The organism is Kitasatospora sp. NPDC008050, from assembly GCF_042957465.1.
Lineage (GTDB): Bacteria > Actinomycetota > Actinomycetes > Streptomycetales > Streptomycetaceae > Kitasatospora.
Map to the genome: position 1 here is coordinate 234,567 of NZ_JBIBIJ010000002.1, position 17,936 is coordinate 252,502.

Annotated in this window: 14 protein-coding genes and 1 tRNA gene; 9 read left to right on the top strand and 6 right to left on the bottom strand. The window is 72.3% G+C overall.

Annotated elements, in window-relative coordinates:
• The first annotated feature begins 261 nt into the window (after positions 1-261).
• Together aspS and ACFZB9_RS04560 are read left to right on the top strand one after the other, a co-directional pair.
• Positions 262-1,614, top strand: coding sequence for an aspartate--tRNA(Asn) ligase (gene aspS, locus ACFZB9_RS04555; protein WP_391443527.1), 1,353 nt, complete (start codon positions 262-264; stop codon positions 1,612-1,614).
• Positions 1,615-1,753: 139 nt separating this feature from the next.
• The gene (locus ACFZB9_RS04560; protein WP_391443529.1) at positions 1,754-2,863 is read left to right on the top strand and encodes an ADP-ribosylglycohydrolase family protein; all 1,110 of its coding nucleotides are present in this window, start codon (positions 1,754-1,756) and stop codon (positions 2,861-2,863) included.
• Between the two features lie 52 nt (positions 2,864-2,915).
• Here the strand turns inward: ACFZB9_RS04560 and ACFZB9_RS04565 are convergent, their stop codons facing one another.
• The 3 genes from ACFZB9_RS04565 to ACFZB9_RS04575 form a co-directional block, all read right to left on the bottom strand.
• Positions 2,916-3,128 carry a DUF397 domain-containing protein gene (locus ACFZB9_RS04565; protein WP_391443531.1) on the bottom strand — a complete coding sequence of 71 codons (213 nt, stop codon included), beginning with the start codon at positions 3,126-3,128 and terminating at the stop codon, positions 2,916-2,918.
• Positions 3,088-3,981 (bottom strand): helix-turn-helix domain-containing protein, encoded by an 894-nt coding sequence (locus ACFZB9_RS04570; protein ID WP_391443532.1) that lies wholly within the window; start codon positions 3,979-3,981, stop codon positions 3,088-3,090. The genes ACFZB9_RS04565 and ACFZB9_RS04570 overlap by 41 nt, the downstream gene beginning before the upstream one ends.
• Positions 3,982-4,415: 434 nt before the next feature.
• Positions 4,416-5,156 (bottom strand): GPP34 family phosphoprotein, encoded by a 741-nt coding sequence (locus tag ACFZB9_RS04575; RefSeq protein WP_391443534.1) that lies wholly within the window; start codon positions 5,154-5,156, stop codon positions 4,416-4,418.
• A 293-nt stretch (positions 5,157-5,449) separates the two neighbouring features.
• On the opposite strand from ACFZB9_RS04575, the gene ACFZB9_RS04580 reads away from it, so the two are divergent.
• Positions 5,450-7,288, top strand: a complete 1,839-nt coding sequence (locus tag ACFZB9_RS04580; protein ID WP_391443535.1) for a D-alanyl-D-alanine carboxypeptidase family protein — start codon at positions 5,450-5,452, stop codon at positions 7,286-7,288.
• A 167-nt stretch (positions 7,289-7,455) separates the two neighbouring features.
• Here ACFZB9_RS04580 and ACFZB9_RS04585 read toward each other — a convergent pair whose 3' ends face one another.
• Entirely contained in the window at positions 7,456-8,253 is a 798-nt protein-coding gene (locus tag ACFZB9_RS04585; RefSeq protein ID WP_391443537.1) for a polyprenol monophosphomannose synthase, read from the bottom strand.
• A 391-nt stretch (positions 8,254-8,644) separates the two neighbouring features.
• Here ACFZB9_RS04585 and ACFZB9_RS04590 point away from each other — a divergent pair, with 391 nt between their 5' ends.
• Together ACFZB9_RS04590 and ACFZB9_RS04595 are read left to right on the top strand one after the other, a co-directional pair.
• On the top strand, positions 8,645-10,195 hold the full coding sequence (locus ACFZB9_RS04590; protein WP_391443538.1) for an APC family permease: 1,551 nt from the start codon (positions 8,645-8,647) through the stop codon (positions 10,193-10,195).
• Between the two features lie 75 nt (positions 10,196-10,270).
• Positions 10,271-11,968, top strand: a complete 1,698-nt coding sequence (locus ACFZB9_RS04595; RefSeq protein WP_391443540.1) for a flavin monoamine oxidase family protein — start codon at positions 10,271-10,273, stop codon at positions 11,966-11,968.
• 30 nt (positions 11,969-11,998) lie between these two features.
• On the opposite strand, the gene ACFZB9_RS04600 is transcribed toward ACFZB9_RS04595, so the two are convergent.
• A complete protein-coding gene (locus ACFZB9_RS04600) occupies positions 11,999-12,142 on the bottom strand; it encodes a hypothetical protein (RefSeq protein WP_391443542.1) in 144 nt (47 codons plus the stop codon).
• 86 nt (positions 12,143-12,228) lie between these two features.
• Between ACFZB9_RS04600 and ACFZB9_RS04605 the strand changes: the two genes are divergently transcribed.
• The 4 genes from ACFZB9_RS04605 (at position 12,229) to ACFZB9_RS04620 (ending at position 16,107) form a co-directional block, all read left to right on the top strand.
• A complete protein-coding gene (locus tag ACFZB9_RS04605) occupies positions 12,229-13,800 on the top strand; it encodes a sensor histidine kinase (RefSeq protein ID WP_391443544.1) in 1,572 nt (523 codons plus the stop codon).
• 141 nt (positions 13,801-13,941) lie between these two features.
• Complete coding sequence (locus ACFZB9_RS04610) at positions 13,942-14,658, top strand: rhomboid-like protein (protein ID WP_391443545.1); 717 nt, start codon at positions 13,942-13,944, stop codon at positions 14,656-14,658.
• Positions 14,655-16,010 (top strand): cryptochrome/photolyase family protein, encoded by a 1,356-nt coding sequence (locus ACFZB9_RS04615; RefSeq protein WP_391443546.1) that lies wholly within the window; start codon positions 14,655-14,657, stop codon positions 16,008-16,010. Before ACFZB9_RS04610 ends, ACFZB9_RS04615 begins: the two co-directional genes overlap by 4 nt.
• A 24-nt stretch (positions 16,011-16,034) precedes the next feature.
• Positions 16,035-16,107, top strand: a tRNA-Arg gene (locus ACFZB9_RS04620).
• Between the two features lie 80 nt (positions 16,108-16,187).
• Here ACFZB9_RS04620 and ACFZB9_RS04625 read toward each other — a convergent pair.
• Complete coding sequence (locus ACFZB9_RS04625; protein ID WP_391443548.1) at positions 16,188-17,612, bottom strand: LCP family protein; 1,425 nt, start codon at positions 17,610-17,612, stop codon at positions 16,188-16,190.
• Positions 17,613-17,936 lie beyond the last annotated feature (324 nt).

Genomic DNA, 17,936 nt, shown 5'->3' on the forward strand with positions numbered 1-17,936 from the left:
CCTCGGTACCCGCTCTATCCTCCTGCTCAGCGCGATGAAGGAGACGAGTAGCCGCGGGATTCCGCGAGCCGAGAGAGCCGCCGGCAGCTGTGAAGGCGGTCTCGTGCCCCACGGTGAAGACACTCCGGAGCGTCGAGCAGTGCAATGAGGTCGCCACCCGACCCGAGTCCGACCGGGTGGCGGCGAACGTGCGGTGGCACCGCGAGTCACCCTTCTCGCCCGCACGTCCAAGGGATCAGCCGAGGTCCCCGGAGGACTGCGATGATCCACCCAGAAACCCAGCCCCAGCCCCAGCCCGAAGCCTTCGTCGAGCGCACCCACGTCGCCGACCTCGCCGGGCACACCGGCGAGACCGTCACCGTCGCGGGCTGGGTGCAGACCCTGCGCCTGCAGAGCACCATGCAGTTCGTGCTGGTCCGCGACCACACCGGCGTCGTCCAGGTCACCCACCGCAAGGCCGCCGACGAGCTGACCGACCTGCTGGAGAGCCTGACCACCGAGTCCGCCGTGCGGATCACCGGACGGGTGGTGGCCAACCCGGTGGTGAAGCTCGGCGGTCTCGAACTGGTCCCCGAGTCGGTCGAGCTGCTCAACCGGGCGGCCGCGCCGCTGCCGATCGACGAGCACTCCGGGCCCGAACCCCGGCTCGACTGGCGCTTCCTGGACCTGCGCCGCAGGCCCGCCGCCCAGCTGGTGCTCGCCGTCCAGAGCACCTTCGAGCAGGGGATGCGCGGATACGCGCGGGCCGCCGGCTGCACCGAGCTGCACACCCCGAAGCTGATGGGCACCGCCTCCGAGTCCGGCGCCGAGGTGTTCCGGCTCGACTACTTCGGCGGCAGCGCCTACCTGGCCCAGTCGCCGCAGTTCTACAAGCAGATGGCGATCGCGGGCGGTATCGACCGGGTCTTCGAGATCGGCCCGGTCTTCCGCGCCGAGCCCTCCTACACCTCCCGCCACGCCACCGAGTTCACCGGCGTGGACGTCGAACTCGGCTGGACCGACGACGTGGAGCAGGTGCAGCGGTTCGAGGAGGAGATGATCGCGCACGCCCTGGCCCTGGTCGCCGAGCGGCACGGCGAGCAGATCCGGGAACGGTACGGCGTCGAGGTCCACGTCCCGAGCACGCCGTTCCCGCGGATCACCATGGAGCGGGCCCAGCACCTGCTGCGCACCGAACTCGGCTGGGACCCGGAGGGCACCAAGACCGACCTGGACCCGGAGGGCGAACGGGCCCTGTCCGCGTACCTGCGGCGCGAGACGGGGCACGAGTTCGTCTTCGTCACCCACTACCCGGCGAGCATCCGTCCCTTCTACCACGCCAGGCCGGCCGACCGGCCGGACCTGACGCTCAGCTTCGACCTGCTCTGGAACGGCCTGGAGATCACCACGGGCGCCCAGCGCGAGCACCGCTACGAGGTGCTGGTCGAGCAGGCGGCGGAGAAGGGCATGGACACCGGGCCGCTGGCGGACTACCTCAACTGCTTCCGCTTCGGCTGCCCGCCGCACGGCGGCTTCGGCATGGGGCTGGGCCGGATGCTGATGGCGCTGCTCGGGCTGGGGTCGCTGCGCGAGGCGGTCTTCCTCTTCCGCGGCCCGAACCGCCTGACGCCCTGACCGCCCCGCAGGTGCCCGCCGACCGGTAACTCCCCGGTCGCAAGCGGTCGCCACGCGCCACCCGGACGAATTACAGTGCGGGGGCGCCCCGGGGGAGGCCCTGGTGCGGTCCTGCCGTCCAGCGAAAGGCCGTTCCCCCGTGATACCCCTGTGGTCGCGCGCCCAGCAGCAGGACTATCGCAGCCGGGTGCGCGGCTGCCTGCTCGGCGGCGCGATCGGCGACGCGCTGGGCGCGGGCATCGAGTTCGAGTCGCTCGACCGGATCCGCGCCGCGCACGGCCCGCAGGGGGTGACCGGCTACGTCCCGGCGTACGGCGCGCGCGGCGCGGTCACCGACGACACCCAGATGACCCTGTTCACCGTCGACGGTCTCATCCGGGCCCATGTCCGCCAGGGCACCGGCGGCTGGCACCCGCCCACCGACGTGCACCAGGCCTATCTGCGCTGGGCCGGGACCCAGCACGGCTGGGGGCCGGACGAGCGGCGCGAGGATCTCGGCTGGCTGGGGCGCGAGGAGTGGCTCTACAGCCGACGGGCCCCGGGCCAGGCCTGCCTGTCGGGGCTGTCCGGGCCGGACGCCGCGCGGCTCGGCACCCTGGCGGCGCCCAAGAACCCGCACTCCAAGGGCTGCGGGACGGTGATGCGGGCCGCGCCGTTCGGACTGCTGCTCGGCTGGGAGCCCGCGCTGGTCTTCCAACTGTCCGTCGAGTGCTCGGTGCTGACGCACGGCCACCCCACCGGCTACCTCTCGGCGGCGGCGCTGTCCGTGATCGTGCACAGCGTGCTGCGCGGCGGCAGCGTGGAGGAGGGCGTCGAGCTGGCGCTCGCGCTGCTGGCCGAGCGGCCGGGGCACGAGGAGACGGCGATGGCGCTGCACGGCGCGCTGACGGCGGTGCGGGCCGGTGAGCCCTCGGCGGAGCGGGTCGCCTCGCTGGGGGAGGGGTGGGTGGCCGAGGAGGCGCTGGCGATCGGCGTCTACTGCGCGCTGGTGGCCGAGGACGTCCGCGCGGGGCTGCTGCTCGCGGTCAACCACTCGGGGGACAGCGACTCCACCGGGACGGTCTGCGGCAATCTGCTCGGCGCGCTGCACGGGGAGACCGCGCTGCCGGCCGAGTGGCTGGCCGAACTGGAGGGGCGCGGCACCATCCTGCAGCTCGCGGACGACCTGGTGCTGGAGCTCAGCCACGGGGCCGAACTGCACGGCCCGGGGGCCGGACCGGCCTGGCGCGAGCGCTACCCGGTGGGGTGAGCGCTCCCGCCGGCACGGGTGCGGGTGGCTGAGCCGGGCCCCGGCGGCCGGCTCAGACGGTACCGAACTCCCCCTGCCCGGCGGCCGCGGCGAACGCGTGCCAGGCGGCCGGGGCGAAGTGCAGCCACGGCCCGGCCGGGTCCTTGGAGTCCCGAACGGCAACAGCGAGCGGAGCCGGTACCGCGACCTCCACGCAGGCACCGTTGCCACCGCTGTGGCTGCTCTTACGCCAAGCCGGGCTCACGGTCAGGGTCTTGGAGCTCATTGTCGTATACCTCCGCATAGGTGGTTATCAGTGACCGCGACTCGGCGACGCCCAGAGCAGCCGCGCGCAGGTGGTCGTAGAGACCGGTATAGCGGCGGACATCGGCGTCCTTCTCCAAGTAGAGGTCGCTCGTCACCCCTTCGAAGTACACAACGGTGGAATCGGCTGACTCCGGGAACTCCAGCAGGGAGAATGTGCCGGTCATCCCCGGGTGGGCACCGCGCTGGAACGGGATCACCTGGATGTTGACGTTCGCCTGCTCGCCCGCCTCCAGCAGCCGGCGCAGCTGCTGGCCCATCACCGCCGGGCCGCCGACCTCCCTGGCCAGCACCGCCTCGTCTATCACCGTCCAGTAGCTGGCCAGTTGGTCCTGCCCGGTGAGCCGCTCCTGGCGCTTGAGCCGGACCTCCACCCGGCGGCGGATCGCCTCCGTGTCGGTGTCCGGCTGGGTGCCGTGCACCACCGCCTCGGCGTACTCCCGGGTCTGCAACAGGCCCGGCACGAAGGAGGACTCGTAGGCGCGGATCGAGAACGCCTCCGCCTCCAGGCCGATGTAGACGCTGTAGGGGATGTCGCCGAACTCGTTCCACCAGCCGCGCTGCTTGGACTCCCGGGCCATCTCCATCAGGCTGTTGCGCATCTTGGGGTCGATGACCTCGTAGACGTCGCACAGATCGCGCACGTCGCGCGGACTGATGCTGCGCCGGCCGTTCTCCAGCCGGCTGATCTTCGACTGGGAGACCATCAGTCGGTCGGCCACCTGCTCGGCCGTCATGCCGCGCTGCTCGCGCAGCCTGCGCAACTCCGCGCCCAGCCGTCTGCGGCGGACGGTGGGATTGATGCTGGCGGACACATCGACCTCCGGCGGGACCTCTACGGTGCTTGGGGCAGTTCGTGTGCGGGCTGGGGCGGGCGCTGGTCCGGCGCCGTCCGTTGGCCTTGGCAGTGGTTCCAGCCCCCTGTTTCTCAGCAGCATGTCACCTCCGATCAGTTCGCCGTCGTGGATTTGCCCGACCGCCTGCCGACTCTGCGAAACCCGCCCGCTGGGGCGATTTCAGTGGTAATGCGATCTGCGATCTGTATGCGGAGTGCGCTCCGGTCCGACTGTCGGCCCGGACCCTCCGCTCGGACCGGCCGCTCGGACTGTCCGCTCGGACTGTCCGCTCGGACTGTCCGCCCGACCGGCCACAGGGACGACACAGGGGCGGTCGCGCCCGGCAACTGCCGGAAGCGACCGCCCCCATGGGACAGGGGCCCAGGTGCGGGCCTGACCTATGCCGACCTGGCCTAGCGAACGCCGACCTGGCTGGGTGCGACGGAGCCGGACCGGGCCCGGGGGACCGGGTCGGCTCCGCTGCGCGCGGCCGGGGCCCGACCGGTCGGGCCGGTGCGGTTCGCCGGCGCCGGCAGGCCGTTCTGCACGTCCATCACGGCGTGCGCGACCATGCCGCCTAACGGGTCGTAGCGGATCAGATCGCGCAGCCGCGACCGTGAGGACCGGCCCTCGTTGCCGGGGTAGAGGTGCTTGCCCAGGCCGACGGCGTGCGCCAGTGCGGCCAGTGCGGCCGTCCTGGGGTCCGGTGGTACCCCGGTCCTGATGGCCGTGTCGAGACGCTGCTTGATCGCGGCGTTCGTACAGTCGTCGGATGCCTGGTAGCGCGTTGTCGGCAGCACCCCGCACACCTGGCCCGGGACGGCGGCGACCATGCCGCACCGCTCCAGATGCGCCAGGTAGGTCTGCCGCAGCCCCAGCCGGGGCCCGCCGATCCAGTGCGCGGCACGCACCGGGCTGCCGCGACGGCGCAGCAGCTCCAGAGCGTGGTCCAGGGTGGGGTCGCCGGTGGGCCGTGGCAGCACCACGGCGATCCGGTCCCCGTCCGGGACGATGCGTCCGGCCAGGGACAGCTCGACGAGCTGCGCCCCGGCGAGTCCGAGGTCGAGGGTTTGCGGCTGCGCGGTGGTACCCGTGGTCGGGTCCAAGGCGAGCAGCAAAAGTTCCTCGGGAATTGTTCTACGGCTCTTGCCCATCCAAGCCTCCCCGCGTGGATGAATGACAGCGTGACGCCTCTCACACGGACTTGTCGAGTACGCCTCCGAATCGTGACCTTGGGCCGGGAACCGCCCGGGAGGCCTCCGCGGCGGGGGGAACCGGCGGCCGACGGGGTGACGTCATCGCCTGCGACAGGCCGGGTAATCGGAATAACCGCCGGTCGGACGGGGTGTGGCGGGCCGTGATCGGCCGCTGGTGACGGAGACTGTTCAGGTCGGACCCCAGCGTGGCGACGGCCTCGCAGCACACGAACACGAGGAGGTAGGGACACGTGGGCGACGCCCCGGAGAAGGTGCAGGACGGCGAGCGCGAGCGGCCCGTCGGTGCCGAGGCGGCACCGACGACGGGGCAGCAGGTGCCCCCCAAGGGCGGCCCCACCGTCCACCTGCGCGTCCGGGATGTGGACACCAGAACCACGTTCCTGCGCCTGCCCGAGCCGGAGCCCGAGGCGGAGTCGGCGGCGCCGGCAGCGGAGAAGCCGCAGGCCGAGGACCCGCGTCTCGCGATCCGGACCGACGACGAGCCGGTGGCGGACACCGACGACACGTCGGAAGGCGCCCCCTCGGCGCCGGAGCCGGCGCCGGAGCCCGAGCCGGAGCCCGTCCTCGCAGCGGTCGCGGCACCCGAACGCGAGCCGGAACCGGCCGCGGCGGCCCCGGCCCCGGTCGCGGAGCCCGCCCCGGCCCCTGTTTTCGTCGCCCCGCCCACCCCTACCCCGCCCCCTACCCTCGCGCCGGCTGCCATGCCGGCCCCTGCTGCCGCCCTGACGCCGCCCCCGCCGCCCGGCGTCTTTCCGCCGCTGCCCGCCGGTCCCGAGGCCACCGTCGAGGCCGGCCCCGGGACCGGTGCGCAGGCGGCGGCCGGCGCCGCCCAGGGCGGCCGCAAGCCGCCGCCGGCCCGCCGGGTGCTGAAGCGGGCCACCGTCTGGACGGTGCTGCTCGCCCTGCTGGCCGGCGCCGCCGCGGTGGTCCAACTGCTGCGCCCGCTGCCCAAGCCGCAGCTGCGGATGACCGCCGAGGGTTCCTTCACCTTCGCCGGGGACCCGGTGGCGCTGCCCTGGCCGGCCAAGGGCCAGGCCGCCGCCGAGGTGGCCGGCCTCGGCAGCCTCGGCAGCTCGGGCCCGCAGACCCCGGTCCCGATCGCCAGCGTGACCAAGGTGATGAACGCCTACCTGATCCTGCAGGCCCACCCGCTCAAGAAGGGCGAGTCCGGCCCGACCCTCACGGTGGACAAGGCCGCCGCCACCGAGTCCAACGACCCCGACCAGTCCACCGCCAAGGTGACCGAGGGCCAGCAGATCAGCGAGTACGAGGCGCTGGAGATGCTGATGCTGCCCAGCGCCAACAACATCGCCCGGCTGCTGGCCCGCTGGGACTCCGGCTCCGAGGACGCGTTCGTCAAGAAGATGAACGACCAGGCCGCCAAGTTCCAGATGGCCAACACCCGCTACGTGGACGCGGCCGGCTACAGCAACGACACCAAGAGCACCGCGAAGGACCAGCTGAAGCTGGCCGAGGTGGTGATGCAGAACGACATCTTCCAGCAGATCGTCGCCGAGCCGGACACCACCATCGCCGGCACCAAGATCCTCAACACCAATGCGCTGCTCAACAAGAACGGCGTGATCGGCGTCAAGACCGGCTCCAGCAGCCCGGCCGGCAGCTGCCTGATGTGGGCCGCCGTCAAGGACGTCGCCGGGGGCCGGCAGATGCTGCTCGGGGTGACCCTGGGTCAGCCGCCGACCGCGACCGACAACATCATCAGGGCCGCGCAGACGGTCAGTTCGAAGATCATCACGGCCGGGCAGGCCGCGCTGACCGGGCAGACCCTGGCCAAGCAGGGCGATGTGGTCGGCTACGTGGACGACGGCATGGGCGGCAAGGTCCCGGTGGTGGCGACCAAGGACGTGGCGGTGCCCGGCTTCAGCGGGGTCTCCACCACCCTCCAGCTGACCGGCCTGCCGGGCGGTCTGGGCCACAACGCCGCTGCCGGAACGCCCGTCGGCACCCTGACGGCCGGCTCCGGCACGAACCAGGTGCAGGTCCCGGTCGCGCTCCAGCACGACCTGGCGCCGCCGTCGATCATGTCCCGGCTGGCCCGGACCAACTGATCCGCACCGGCTGGCCCGCACCGGCTGGCCCGCACCGGCCGAGCCGGACCAGCCGAGCCCACCCCCCCCGCGCAGGGGCCGGGACACCCAGACGCCGAGCGGCCCGTACGAGAACGTACGGGCCGCTCGGCGTCGGTGCGGCCTGCCGCGAAGCGGAGCGCGGGGCCTTACTTCTTCTTGTCCTTGCCGGTCAGCTTGGCCACCCGGGACTGCGCGCCCCAGACGGTGACCCGCCACAGCGCCTCGAAGACGATGTTGCGGCTCATCTTGGACGCGCCGTGCTCGCGCTCGACGAAGGTGATCGGCACCTCGGCGACCTTGAAGCCGGCCTTCACCGTGCGCCAGGCCAGGTCGACCTGGAAGCAGTAGCCGGCCGAGGCGACCTCGTCCATGCCCAGGCCCAGCAGCGTCTCCTTGCGGAAGGCGCGGTAGCCGCCGGTGACGTCCCTGATCGGCACGCCCAGCATCAGGCGCGAGTAGGTCGAGCCGCCGCGGGAGAGGATCAGGCGGGACTTCGGCCAGTTGACCACCTTGCCGCCGGGCACCCAGCGCGAACCGAGCACCAGGTCGGCGCCGCGCAGGCCGGTCAGCAGGCGGTAGAGCTCCTCGGGCTGGTGCGAGCCGTCGGCGTCCATCTCGACCAGGACGTCGTAGCCGTTGTCGATGCCCCAGCGGAAACCGGCCAGGTAGGCGGCGCCGAGGCCCTCCTTGCCCTTGCGGTGCATGACGTGGACGTTGCCGTCCTGCGCCGCGATCTTGTCGGCCATCTCGCCGGTGCCGTCCGGGCTGTTGTCATCGGCGACCAGGACGTGCACCTCGGGGACGGCGGTCCGCACCCGGGAGACGATCCGTTCGACGTTCTCGGCCTCGTTGTAGGTCGGAATGATGACCAGCACCTTGCCGAGGTCGGCGAAGGAGTGCTCCTGGGGCGCAGTCACGTACGAGCCTTTCGGGTTGCGCCGCATCCACCCTGGACACAGCGATCGCATAGGTGTGGGAACCGCCCCATGGGCCCGGGGCTGGTCCGCCGGGAGAGTCTGGTACGGGGTTCATCACCAGTGCCGATGGTAGCGACCCTGAGGTGGAGGTCGTTAGCCAGCCCGATTTCTGGCCATTTTCTCAGACCCGGCCACGCCCCTCGGCCGCTTCGGGCGCCCTGAGCGGGCTCCGTGGCCGCCGGGCCAGGCGCCGCAGCCCCCGGGGAAACGTGTCGGGGCCCTGTTCCCGACCCGAACAGAGCGTCAAACGACCGGGGCAAACACCTGACTACCTGTTGCTTGCGGGGGTCGAGCGCGGGCAATGATCATGACGGTCCATCGGAATACATCCCCCCGTAACCTCCCCGAAGGAGTGCGCATGCCCGCAGATCCCGGCAGTGAAGGCGGGGGCGAGGTCAACCGGTTGAAGGCGAACTCGGTGGGCCTGGTCGGCGTGGTCTTCATGGCCATCGCCACCGCCGCACCGATCACCGCGATGACCGGAAACCTGCCGATCATCGTCGGCCAGGGCAACGGGATCGGCGCCCCGGCCGCTTACGTCTTCGCCACCCTGGTGCTCACCGTCTTCTCGGTCGGCTATGTCGCGATGGCCAGGCACATCACGGCCGCCGGCGCCTTCTACGGCTTCATCTCGCACGGCCTGGGCCGGGTGGTGGGGATGGCCTGCGGCCTGCTCGCGGTGCTCGCCTACATCGTCTTCGAGGCCTCGATCATCGGCTTCTTCGCCTACTCGCTGCGCGGCCTGGTCGCCGCCCAGCTGGGTCTGGACCTGCCCTGGGGCTGGTACGCGCTGTTCGGCCTGCTGGTGATCGCGGTGATGGCGTTCTTCGACATTCACCTGACCGCCAAGGTGCTGGGCGTCGCGCTGGTGCTGGAGATCACCGTGCTGCTCGCGGCCTCGATCGCGGTGGCGGTCACCGGCGGCGGCCCCGACGGCATCCCGCTGGCGGCGGTCAACCCGGTGAACGCCTTCAAGGGGGTCGGCGGTTCGGGGGCGGCGGCCGGGCTCGGCCTCTTCTTCGCCTTCTGGTCCTGGGTCGGCTTCGAGTCCACCGCGATGTACGGGGAGGAGTCCCGCGACCCCAAGCGGGTGGTGCCCAGGGCCACCCTGATCTCGGTGATCGGCGTCGGCCTCTTCTACGTCTTCGTCTCCTGGATGATCATCTCCGGCAACGGCGTCCAGAACGCCATCCACATCGCGAACGGACTGGTGCCGGGCAAGGACGGCAACAACCTCTTCTTCGACCCGCTGGGCGCGCACTTCGGCGCCTGGGCGGTCAAGGTCTTCCAGTGGCTGGTGGTGACCGGCTCGTTCGCCTGCGCGATGGCCTTCCACCAGTGCGCCGCCCGCTACCTCTACGCGATCGGCCGGGAGGGCTTCATCCACCCCGCCCTGGGCCGCACCCACCCCCGGCACGGTTCGCCGTACGTCGCCTCGGCGGTGCAGTCGGTGATCGCGACCCTGCTGGTGGCCGGCTTCCTGGTGGCCGGAATGGACCCCTACACCCACCTCTACACGCTGCTCGCGCTGCTCGGCACGATGGCGATCCTGATCGTCCAGACGCTCTGCTCGTTCGCGGTGATCGGCTACTTCCACGTCCAGGGCAGGCACCCGGAGACCAGGCACTGGCTGCGCACCCTGACCGCGCCGCTGATCGGCGGGGTGGCGATGGCCTGCGTGGTGGTGCTGCTGGTCAAGAACATGGGCACCGCGGCCGGGCCCGCCTCCTCCACCCTGCTCTTCGAGCTGATCCCGTACCTGGTGATCGGCACCTTCCTGGGCGGCCTGACGCTCGCGCTGGTGATGAAGCGGCGCAGCCCCGAGCGGTACGCCCGGATGGGCCGGATCATCCTGGAAGAAGCCGCCGAACGGCCCGCCGCCCAGCCCGTGCCCGCGGCCCGGAACTGACCGCTTTCCGCCGCCCCGCCCGTGATTCCTTGAGCCCCCCGCTGACTCCCCGCCCCCGTCGAAAGGACACCGATCATGCCCCGCACCAACCCCCTGCACGCCCTGCGCCGACTGGCCGGCGAGCACGCCGCGGCCGACCGGCTGCGGCTGCCCGTCGGCGAGCTGCGCGAGCTGCGTGCCGACGCCGCCGCGGCGCCCGGCGCGGTGGGCCGGCGCGAGCTGCTGCGCGCGGCCACCCTCTCCGGCGTGGCGCTGGCGGCCGTCGGCACGGGGCTGGGCCTCGGCGCCGGCCAGGCGCACGCGGCCGGCACGGCCAAGGCCGGCGCGGCCAAGGCGGGCACGGGTCCGCGCAAGGACGCCAGGATCGCCGTGATCGGCGCCGGCATCGCGGGCCTGAACGCCGCCCTCACGCTCGCCGACGCCGGGATCCGCTGCACGGTCTACGAGGCCAACCCGGACCGGATCGGCGGCCGGATGTACTCGCAGACCAAGTACTGGGAGAACGGCCAGACCAGCGAGGTCGGCGGCGAGCTGATCGACACCGACCACGTCACGCTGCTGGCGCTCTGCAAGCGCTTCGGGCTCCCACTGGTCGACTTCCTGAACTCGGGCCCGGCCGGCGCCCGCGAGGTGCTCTGGTTCGACGGCCGCTACTACCCGCGCGAGCAGGCCGACGCCGACTTCGCCCCCGTCTGGCGGCGCCTGCAGGCCGACAACGCCGCCGCGGGCGACGTCAGCTGGAACTCCGGCACGGCGGCCGGGCGGGCCTTCGACGCGATGACGGTCCGGCAGTGGATCGAGTCCCGGGTGCCCGGCGGGACCCACTCCCAGCTGGGCCGCTGGCTGGACGTCGGCTACAACGTCGAGTACGGCGCCGACACCACCGGGCAGTCCGCGCTCTCGATCATCCAGCAGCTCGGCGGGCAGAGCGATCCGGCCCACTTCAACCTGTGGGGCGACAGCGACGAGCGCTACCACGTGGTCGGCGGCAACGACCAGGTCCCGCACGCGATAGCCGACGCGCTGCCGGCCGACACCGTCCGGCTCGGCCACGAGCTGCTCGCGGTGCGGGCCAACGACGACGGCACCCAGACGCTCACCTTCTCGGTGGGCGGCACCCGCCGCACGGTCACCGCCGACCACACCGTCATCGCGGTGCCGCTGGGCGTCCTGCAGCGCCTCGACCTCAGCCGGGCCCGCTTCGACGCCCGGATGACCAACCTGCTGCGGGACTACCGGATGGGCACCTGCACCAAGCTCAACATGCAGTTCAACCAGCGCACCTGGCTGGGCCGCGGCCCCTGGCCCGGCATCTCGGCCGGCGACCTGTTCAGCGACCTCGACCTCCAGCAGACCTGGGACGCCACCAAGCCGCAGCCCGGCACCTCGGGCATCCTGCTGCAGTACGGCGGCGGTTCGGTGGCGCACTCGCTCAGCCCCGCCGGGCCGTTCAACACCGCGCAGCAGGACCCGTACGTGCGCGGGCTGGCGGGCCGGATGCTGGACCAGATCGACCAGGCCTACCCCGGCACCCGGGCGCAGTGGAACGGCAAGGCGCAGCTGTCGGCCTGGCACCGCAACCCGTACTCGTACGGCGCCTACTCGTACTACCCCGTCAACTACTGGCACCGGTACCTGGGCTACGAGGCCACCGCGCAGGGCAACATCCACCTGAGCGGCGAGCACACCTCGGTGAACTTCCCCGGCTTCATGGACGGCGGCGCCGAGCAGGGCGAGCGGGCGGCCAAGGAGGTGCTGGCCGCGCTGGGCTGAGCCCCGCGGGGCCGACCACCGGCGGGCGCGTCACCGGTCCCCGGCCGCCACCGGCCGGGGACCGTCGCGCAGGTCCTGGTCCAGCGACTCCTTGAGTCCGTTCAGCAGCAGCACGAAGTTGTCCAGGTCGGTGCCTTCGCACCATTCGGGCGGCGGCGTTGTCGTCTCGTTCATAACGCTGAGGTTACGGGGCGGGGATCAACAACGAATAAGCGCCGACCGGAGCGGCCCCTCCTGGCCACTCCCCCTACGCTGGCCCGATGCGTCGTGGGCGGGGAGGGACAGAGCAGGCCCGGGGGGCCGTGGGCGGGCCGGTGCGCCTGCTGCTCGCGCCGGTCCTGCCGATCTGGCGCCGGCTCGCGGTGCGCACCAGGGCGGCGCTGGCCGCCGCCGCCGCGTCGGCACTCGTCTTCGGCCTGGCCACCGCCTGGGTCAGCTCGGAGGTGCACGACGCGCTGCTGGTGCGGGCCCAGGACCGGGCCTTCACCGCGAACCAGAACGTCTGGTCGAAGATCCCGGGCAGCCCGGACGAGGCCTACCAGGCGTCCACCTACGTGGTGCTGACGCAGGACGGCCGGGTGCTGCGGCGCAGCAACGTGCTCGCCGTGGTCCCGCCGGACGACACCGCGTTCTGGCGGGCCCACTTCCCGCCGATCGACCCCGTCGTCGAGAGCGCCGTCCACGGCTACCCCATGGTGACGGTCCAGCTCCCCGAGTGGCTGGCGAAGGGCTGGCCGGACCCGAACGCCGGCCCCCCGAGGACAGTCCAGCCCGGCGAGAGCACCACCCACGCCTACCACTTCTTCACCTTCGTCACCGACCACACCTTCACCAGCGCCGAGTTGGCCGCCTACTCCGGACAGAGCGGCCTGCCCCCCGGGCCGCTCACCGGCTACACGCTGATCGACGAGGCCGAGACCGACCAGACCACCGCGCAGATCACCACGATCCTCGGCTGGTACCTGCTGCCCGGCGGTTCGCTCTTCGTGGCCCTGATGGCCTGGCTGGTCACCGGCCTGGCGCTGCGTCCGGTGGAGTCGATCCGCCGCCGGATGGCCCGGATCGGCGAGGGCGCCTTCCACGAGCGGGTCCCGGTGCCGCCGTCCAGGGACGGCATCGCGCGGCTGGCCGAGACCACCAACGAGACGCTGGCCAAACTGGAACGGGCGCTGGCCGAACAGCGCCGCCTGGTCGCCGACGCCTCGCACGAGCTGCGCAGCCCGCTGGCCGTGCTGCGCGCAACGCTGGAGGTGCCGCTGCTGCACCCCGGGGACGTCGAGTGGCGGGGGGTGGTGGTCGATGCGCTGGCCGGCACCGAGCGGCTGCAGGACCTCGCCGACGACCTGCTGCTGCTGGCCAGGACCGAGGAGGACCACGCCGCCGCGCAGTACACCGTCGAGCTGCACGACCTGGTCGCCGAGCAGTTGGCCGAGCGCGGCCACACCGACCCCCGGCTCCGCTGGCACGGCAGCGTGGAGCCGGCCCGGGTGCCGGGGCGCGACTCCCCGGTCGGCCGGGTGGTCCGCAACCTGCTGGACAACGCGGCCCGGTACGCGAGTTCGCAGGTCGAGGTCACCCTGCAGGCCGTGGACGGCTGGGCGGTGCTGACGGTGGCGGACGACGGTCCGGGGATCCCCGTCGCCGACCGGCAGCGGGTCTTCGAGCGCTTCGTGCGGCTGGACAGCGCCCGCTCCCGGAGCACCGGCGGCGCGGGCCTGGGCCTGGCGCTGGCCCGCAGCATCGCGCACGGCCTCGGCGGCACCGTCCTCGCCGAGCCGCCGACCAACCTGCCCGGGGCCAAACTCTCGGTCCGGCTGCCCCTGGTGCCCTGACGGTGGGACCCGCACGGGTGCCGGGACCTGCCGACTTGCCGTGTCCCGGGCGGGCCGTCGATCGTTGACCACACCCGAATGGCCGATCCGGCTGGGCGTGGCTCGGCGCGCGCCCTGCCCCCACACCGAGAGACTGGGCAGATGCTCCACCGCCTCGGCACGTTGCTCCGCGCCTACTGGGCCTTTCTGCGAGGGGCTCCCGGCACCTGCATCTGGCTGGTGATCCTCTTCGCGACGACCGTCTTCATCCGGCACGTCTCGCCGAGACTGGCCCACCACATCCTGGAGCGGCGCTCCACCAACCTGCACTACCTGGCGATCGACCCGATCCAGGTGCTCATCTCCAGCGCGCTCTACATCGCGGGCGGCGGCTGGTTCCTCTACTTCGTGCTCTACAACATCTTCCACGCCCCGGTGGAGCGCCGGCTGGGCACCGCCCGCTGGCTCGGCGTGGTGGCCTTCGCCCATGTCGGCGCCACCTACCTCAGCGAGGGGGTGCTGTACTGGGCGATCCGCCACGGCCACGCGCCCGAGCGGGCCAAGTACACGCTGGACTACGGCGTCAGCTACGCGCTGGCCGGCGTCCAGGCGGTACTCACCTACCTGCTGGTGCGCCCCTGGCGCTACGTCTACCTGGCCGCCGTGGTGCTCTTCTACGGCCTCCCGCTGGTGCAGAGCCGCAACTTCACCGCGATCGGCCACTTCAGCGCCGTCCTGCTCGGCCTGGCCTGCTACCCGCTGGCCTGGAACCAGCCGGGCGACTGGGACCCGGTCGGCTGGCTGCGCGACCGCTGGCGGCTGCTGCGCCGCTCCCGGGCCGGCCACCGGAGCACCAGGCGCGAGCGGAGCGCCTCGTGACCGTCGCCATCGCCCTGTTCACCCAGGACCTGCGGCTGCGCGACAACCCCGTGCTGCACGCCGCCGCGGCCGGCGGCCGGGAGGTGGTGCCGCTCTTCGTGCTCGACACCGACCTCGCGGCCACCGGCTTCGCCACCCCCAACCGGCAGGCCTTCCTGGTCGACTGCCTACGGGACCTGGACGCCTCGCTGCGCGCGATCGGCGGGCACCTGGTACTGCGTCACGGCCGCTGCGCCGAGCAGACAGCGCGGCTGGCCGAGCAGCTCGGCGCGGAGTCGGTGCACGTGGCCGCGGGCGTCACCGCCTTCGCCGGGCGGCGCGAGGCGCAGCTGCGCGAGCGGCTCGGCGAACGGCTGACGATCCATCAGCAGTCGCTCACCGTCGCCGCACCCGGGGCGGTGACGCCCGCCGGCAAGGACCACTACGCCGTCTTCACCCCGTACTTCCGCGCCTGGCAGCGGTTGACCGCACGAACCGTACGACCGGCCCCCAAGGCGCTGCGGACGCCCACGGGTCTGACCGGCGAGCCGATCCCCACCGGGCGCCCCGACTCGCCCGCGCTGCCGCCGGGCGGGGAGAGCCAGGCGCGCCGGCGCTGGCGGGCCTGGTCCCCGGACCGGTACGAGGAGTTGCACGACGACCTCGCCGCCGACGGCACCTCCCGCCTCTCGCCCTACCTGCACTTCGGCTGCCTGTCACCCACCGAACTGCTCCAACTCGCCCTGCGCCGTGGCGGCCCCGGCGCCGAGGCCTTCGTCCGGCAGCTGGCCTGGCGCGACTTCCACCACCAGGTGCTGGCCGCCCGCCCGTCGGCGGCCCGGCGGAACTATCGCGACCGGGGCGACCACTGGTGGCACAGCGAACCCGAGGCCCAGGCCTGGCGCGAGGGCCGCACCGGCTACCCGATCGTGGACGCCGGCCTGCGCCAACTCGCCGCCGAGGGCTGGATGCACAACCGGGCCCGGCTGCTGACCGCCTCCTTCCTGACCAAGACGCTCTACCAGGACTGGCGGATCGGCGCCCGGCACTTCCTGCGCCTGCTGGTCGACGGCGATGTGGCGAACAACCAGCTCAACTGGCAGTGGGTGGCCGGCACCGGCACCGACACCCGCCCCAACCGGGTGCTCAACCCACTCGTCCAGGCCGACCGCTTCGACCCCCAGGGCAGCTACGTACGGCGCTGGGTCCCCGAACTCGCCGGCATCCAGGGCCGCGCCGTCCACCGCCCCTGGCTGCTCCCCACCCACCCCGCCGGCTACCCCACCCCGCTCATCGACCCGGACCACCTCTCCCACCGCCTCCGAGCCGGCCGCGGCCTCCTGCGACCCACCCCACCCGATCCGATCCGCTAGTCTGTCGGTCGGACATCCATCCCCGCCCCAGTAGCTCAGGGGATAGAGCACAGCTCTCCTAAAGCTGGTGTCGCAGGTTCGAATCCTGCCTGGGGCACGCATGACGGGCACGTGGGGCGCGCACAGCGCGCCGCACGTGCCCGTTCGCGTTCACGGCCGTGTCGGCCGGGGCGGGGTTCAGCTGACGCAGGGGACGCCGCCGTCGACCGCCGGGCCCGCGTAGCTGTCCGTCGGGCTCGGCTGGGACGAGGCGCCGCCGTCTCCCGAGCCGTCGCCGTCCGAGCTGCCGCTGCCGCTGCCGCTGTCCGAGCTGCCGGAGCCGTCCGTCCCCGAGCCGGGCGTGGCCGGGGCGGAGGTCGGGGGAACGGCCGGGGTCGGGCTGGTCGAGGCGCTGGGCGAGGCGCTGGGCGAGGGGGCGTCGGAGGGGGCCGCCGACGGGGGAGCCGTGTCGACGCCGGTGATGGCCTGGCGCACCATGGCCTGGACCTTCGCCACGTCCACGATGTTCACGTCCGCGCCGTCGGGCAGCGTCGCGTAGCGCTCCATCGGCAGGGTGTTGAACTCGGTGTTCCCACCAGTGAGGTTGGTGGCCTGCTGGGCGAAGTCGAGCAGGTCCCAGGTGTTGTCGAGCACCACGTCCTGCTTCACCGCGTTCAGCAGGCCCTGCATCCTGCCCAGGTCGCCGAAGATCCCCTCCTGCTTGAGCTTGGTGGTGACCGAGGCGATGAAGGCCTGTTGGCGGTGGGTCCGGTCGAAGTCGCCGTCCGGCAGGTTGTGCCGCTGGCGCACGAAGGCCAGTGCCATCGTGGGGTTGAGCTGGTTGAGGCCGGCGTGGCCCACGAAGCCGGAGCCGCCGCCCACGGTGGTGGCGGTGCGGGCGATGATCGGGTCGCTGATGTCCTTCTTCAGGCAGACGGTGATCGGGCCCAGCGCCTGGGCGACGTCGTAGAAGCCCTTCAGGTTGAGCTCGGCGAAGTGGTCGATCGGCACGTTGAGGAACTTCTGCACCGTCAGCAGGGTGGCCGCCCGGCCCGCGTCGCGTCCCCGGTGCTCCAGGTCGGCGCCGGAGTACTGCTTGGAGAGCTGCTCCTCGGCGTAGTACTTGGCCTGGTCGTAGGCCTCCTTGATCTTGCCCTTGCCGAGGGGGTGGGCGCCGGGCACGTTGACCAGGTCCACGTAGTCGTCGCGCGGGATGGAGAAGGCCTCCACCTTCCCGCCGTTGGCGGGGATGTGCATCAGGATCAGCGTGTTGGTGTTGTAGCCGCCGATGTCGCTGTTGCCGGCCATCAGGTCGTCCTGGACGAACTGCTTGGGCAGGTCGTTGCCGTCCTGGTCCTTGCGGCTGTCCAGGCCGATCAGCAGGATGTTGACCGACTTGTCCAGGTGCGGCGGCGGTGCGGCGGCGCCCTGTGCCTTGGCGGCCTGCTGCACCACCTGGATCGCGTCGGAGGTGGTCAGGCCCGCGGTGAGGTCGTGGTAGGTGTACCAGGAGAAACCGCAGGCTGCCATCGTCGCACCGGAGGCCGCGCAGGCCACCGCGCGCCCCGCGATCCGCAGCGCTTTCCGCCCTCTGGCGGCCTCGCCCTTCCCAGCATCGGACATGGGTTCCCCACCGTTTCCCGCGGACGTGGACGTACTGACTTCCTTTGGACGTGTCAGGGGCCGGGAAAGGGCACACAAGTTCGGTCGGATGTAACGAAGCTCACATCGGCAGCCGCGGATGAACCGTCAACTCCGTTATCGCGGGCCGAGTTGGATCAGCCGACGGGGTGCCGGCCGACCGAGCGCGCCGGCCGACCGGGCCATGGGTGCCGGCCGACCGCGCGCCGGGCGGCTGAACTGGCTGGACCGCCAAAGCGCCGCAGCGCCCGCGGTCCGCCCCATGGATGATCACCCCATAGGGCTACTGGCCTGCACGCCTGGCAT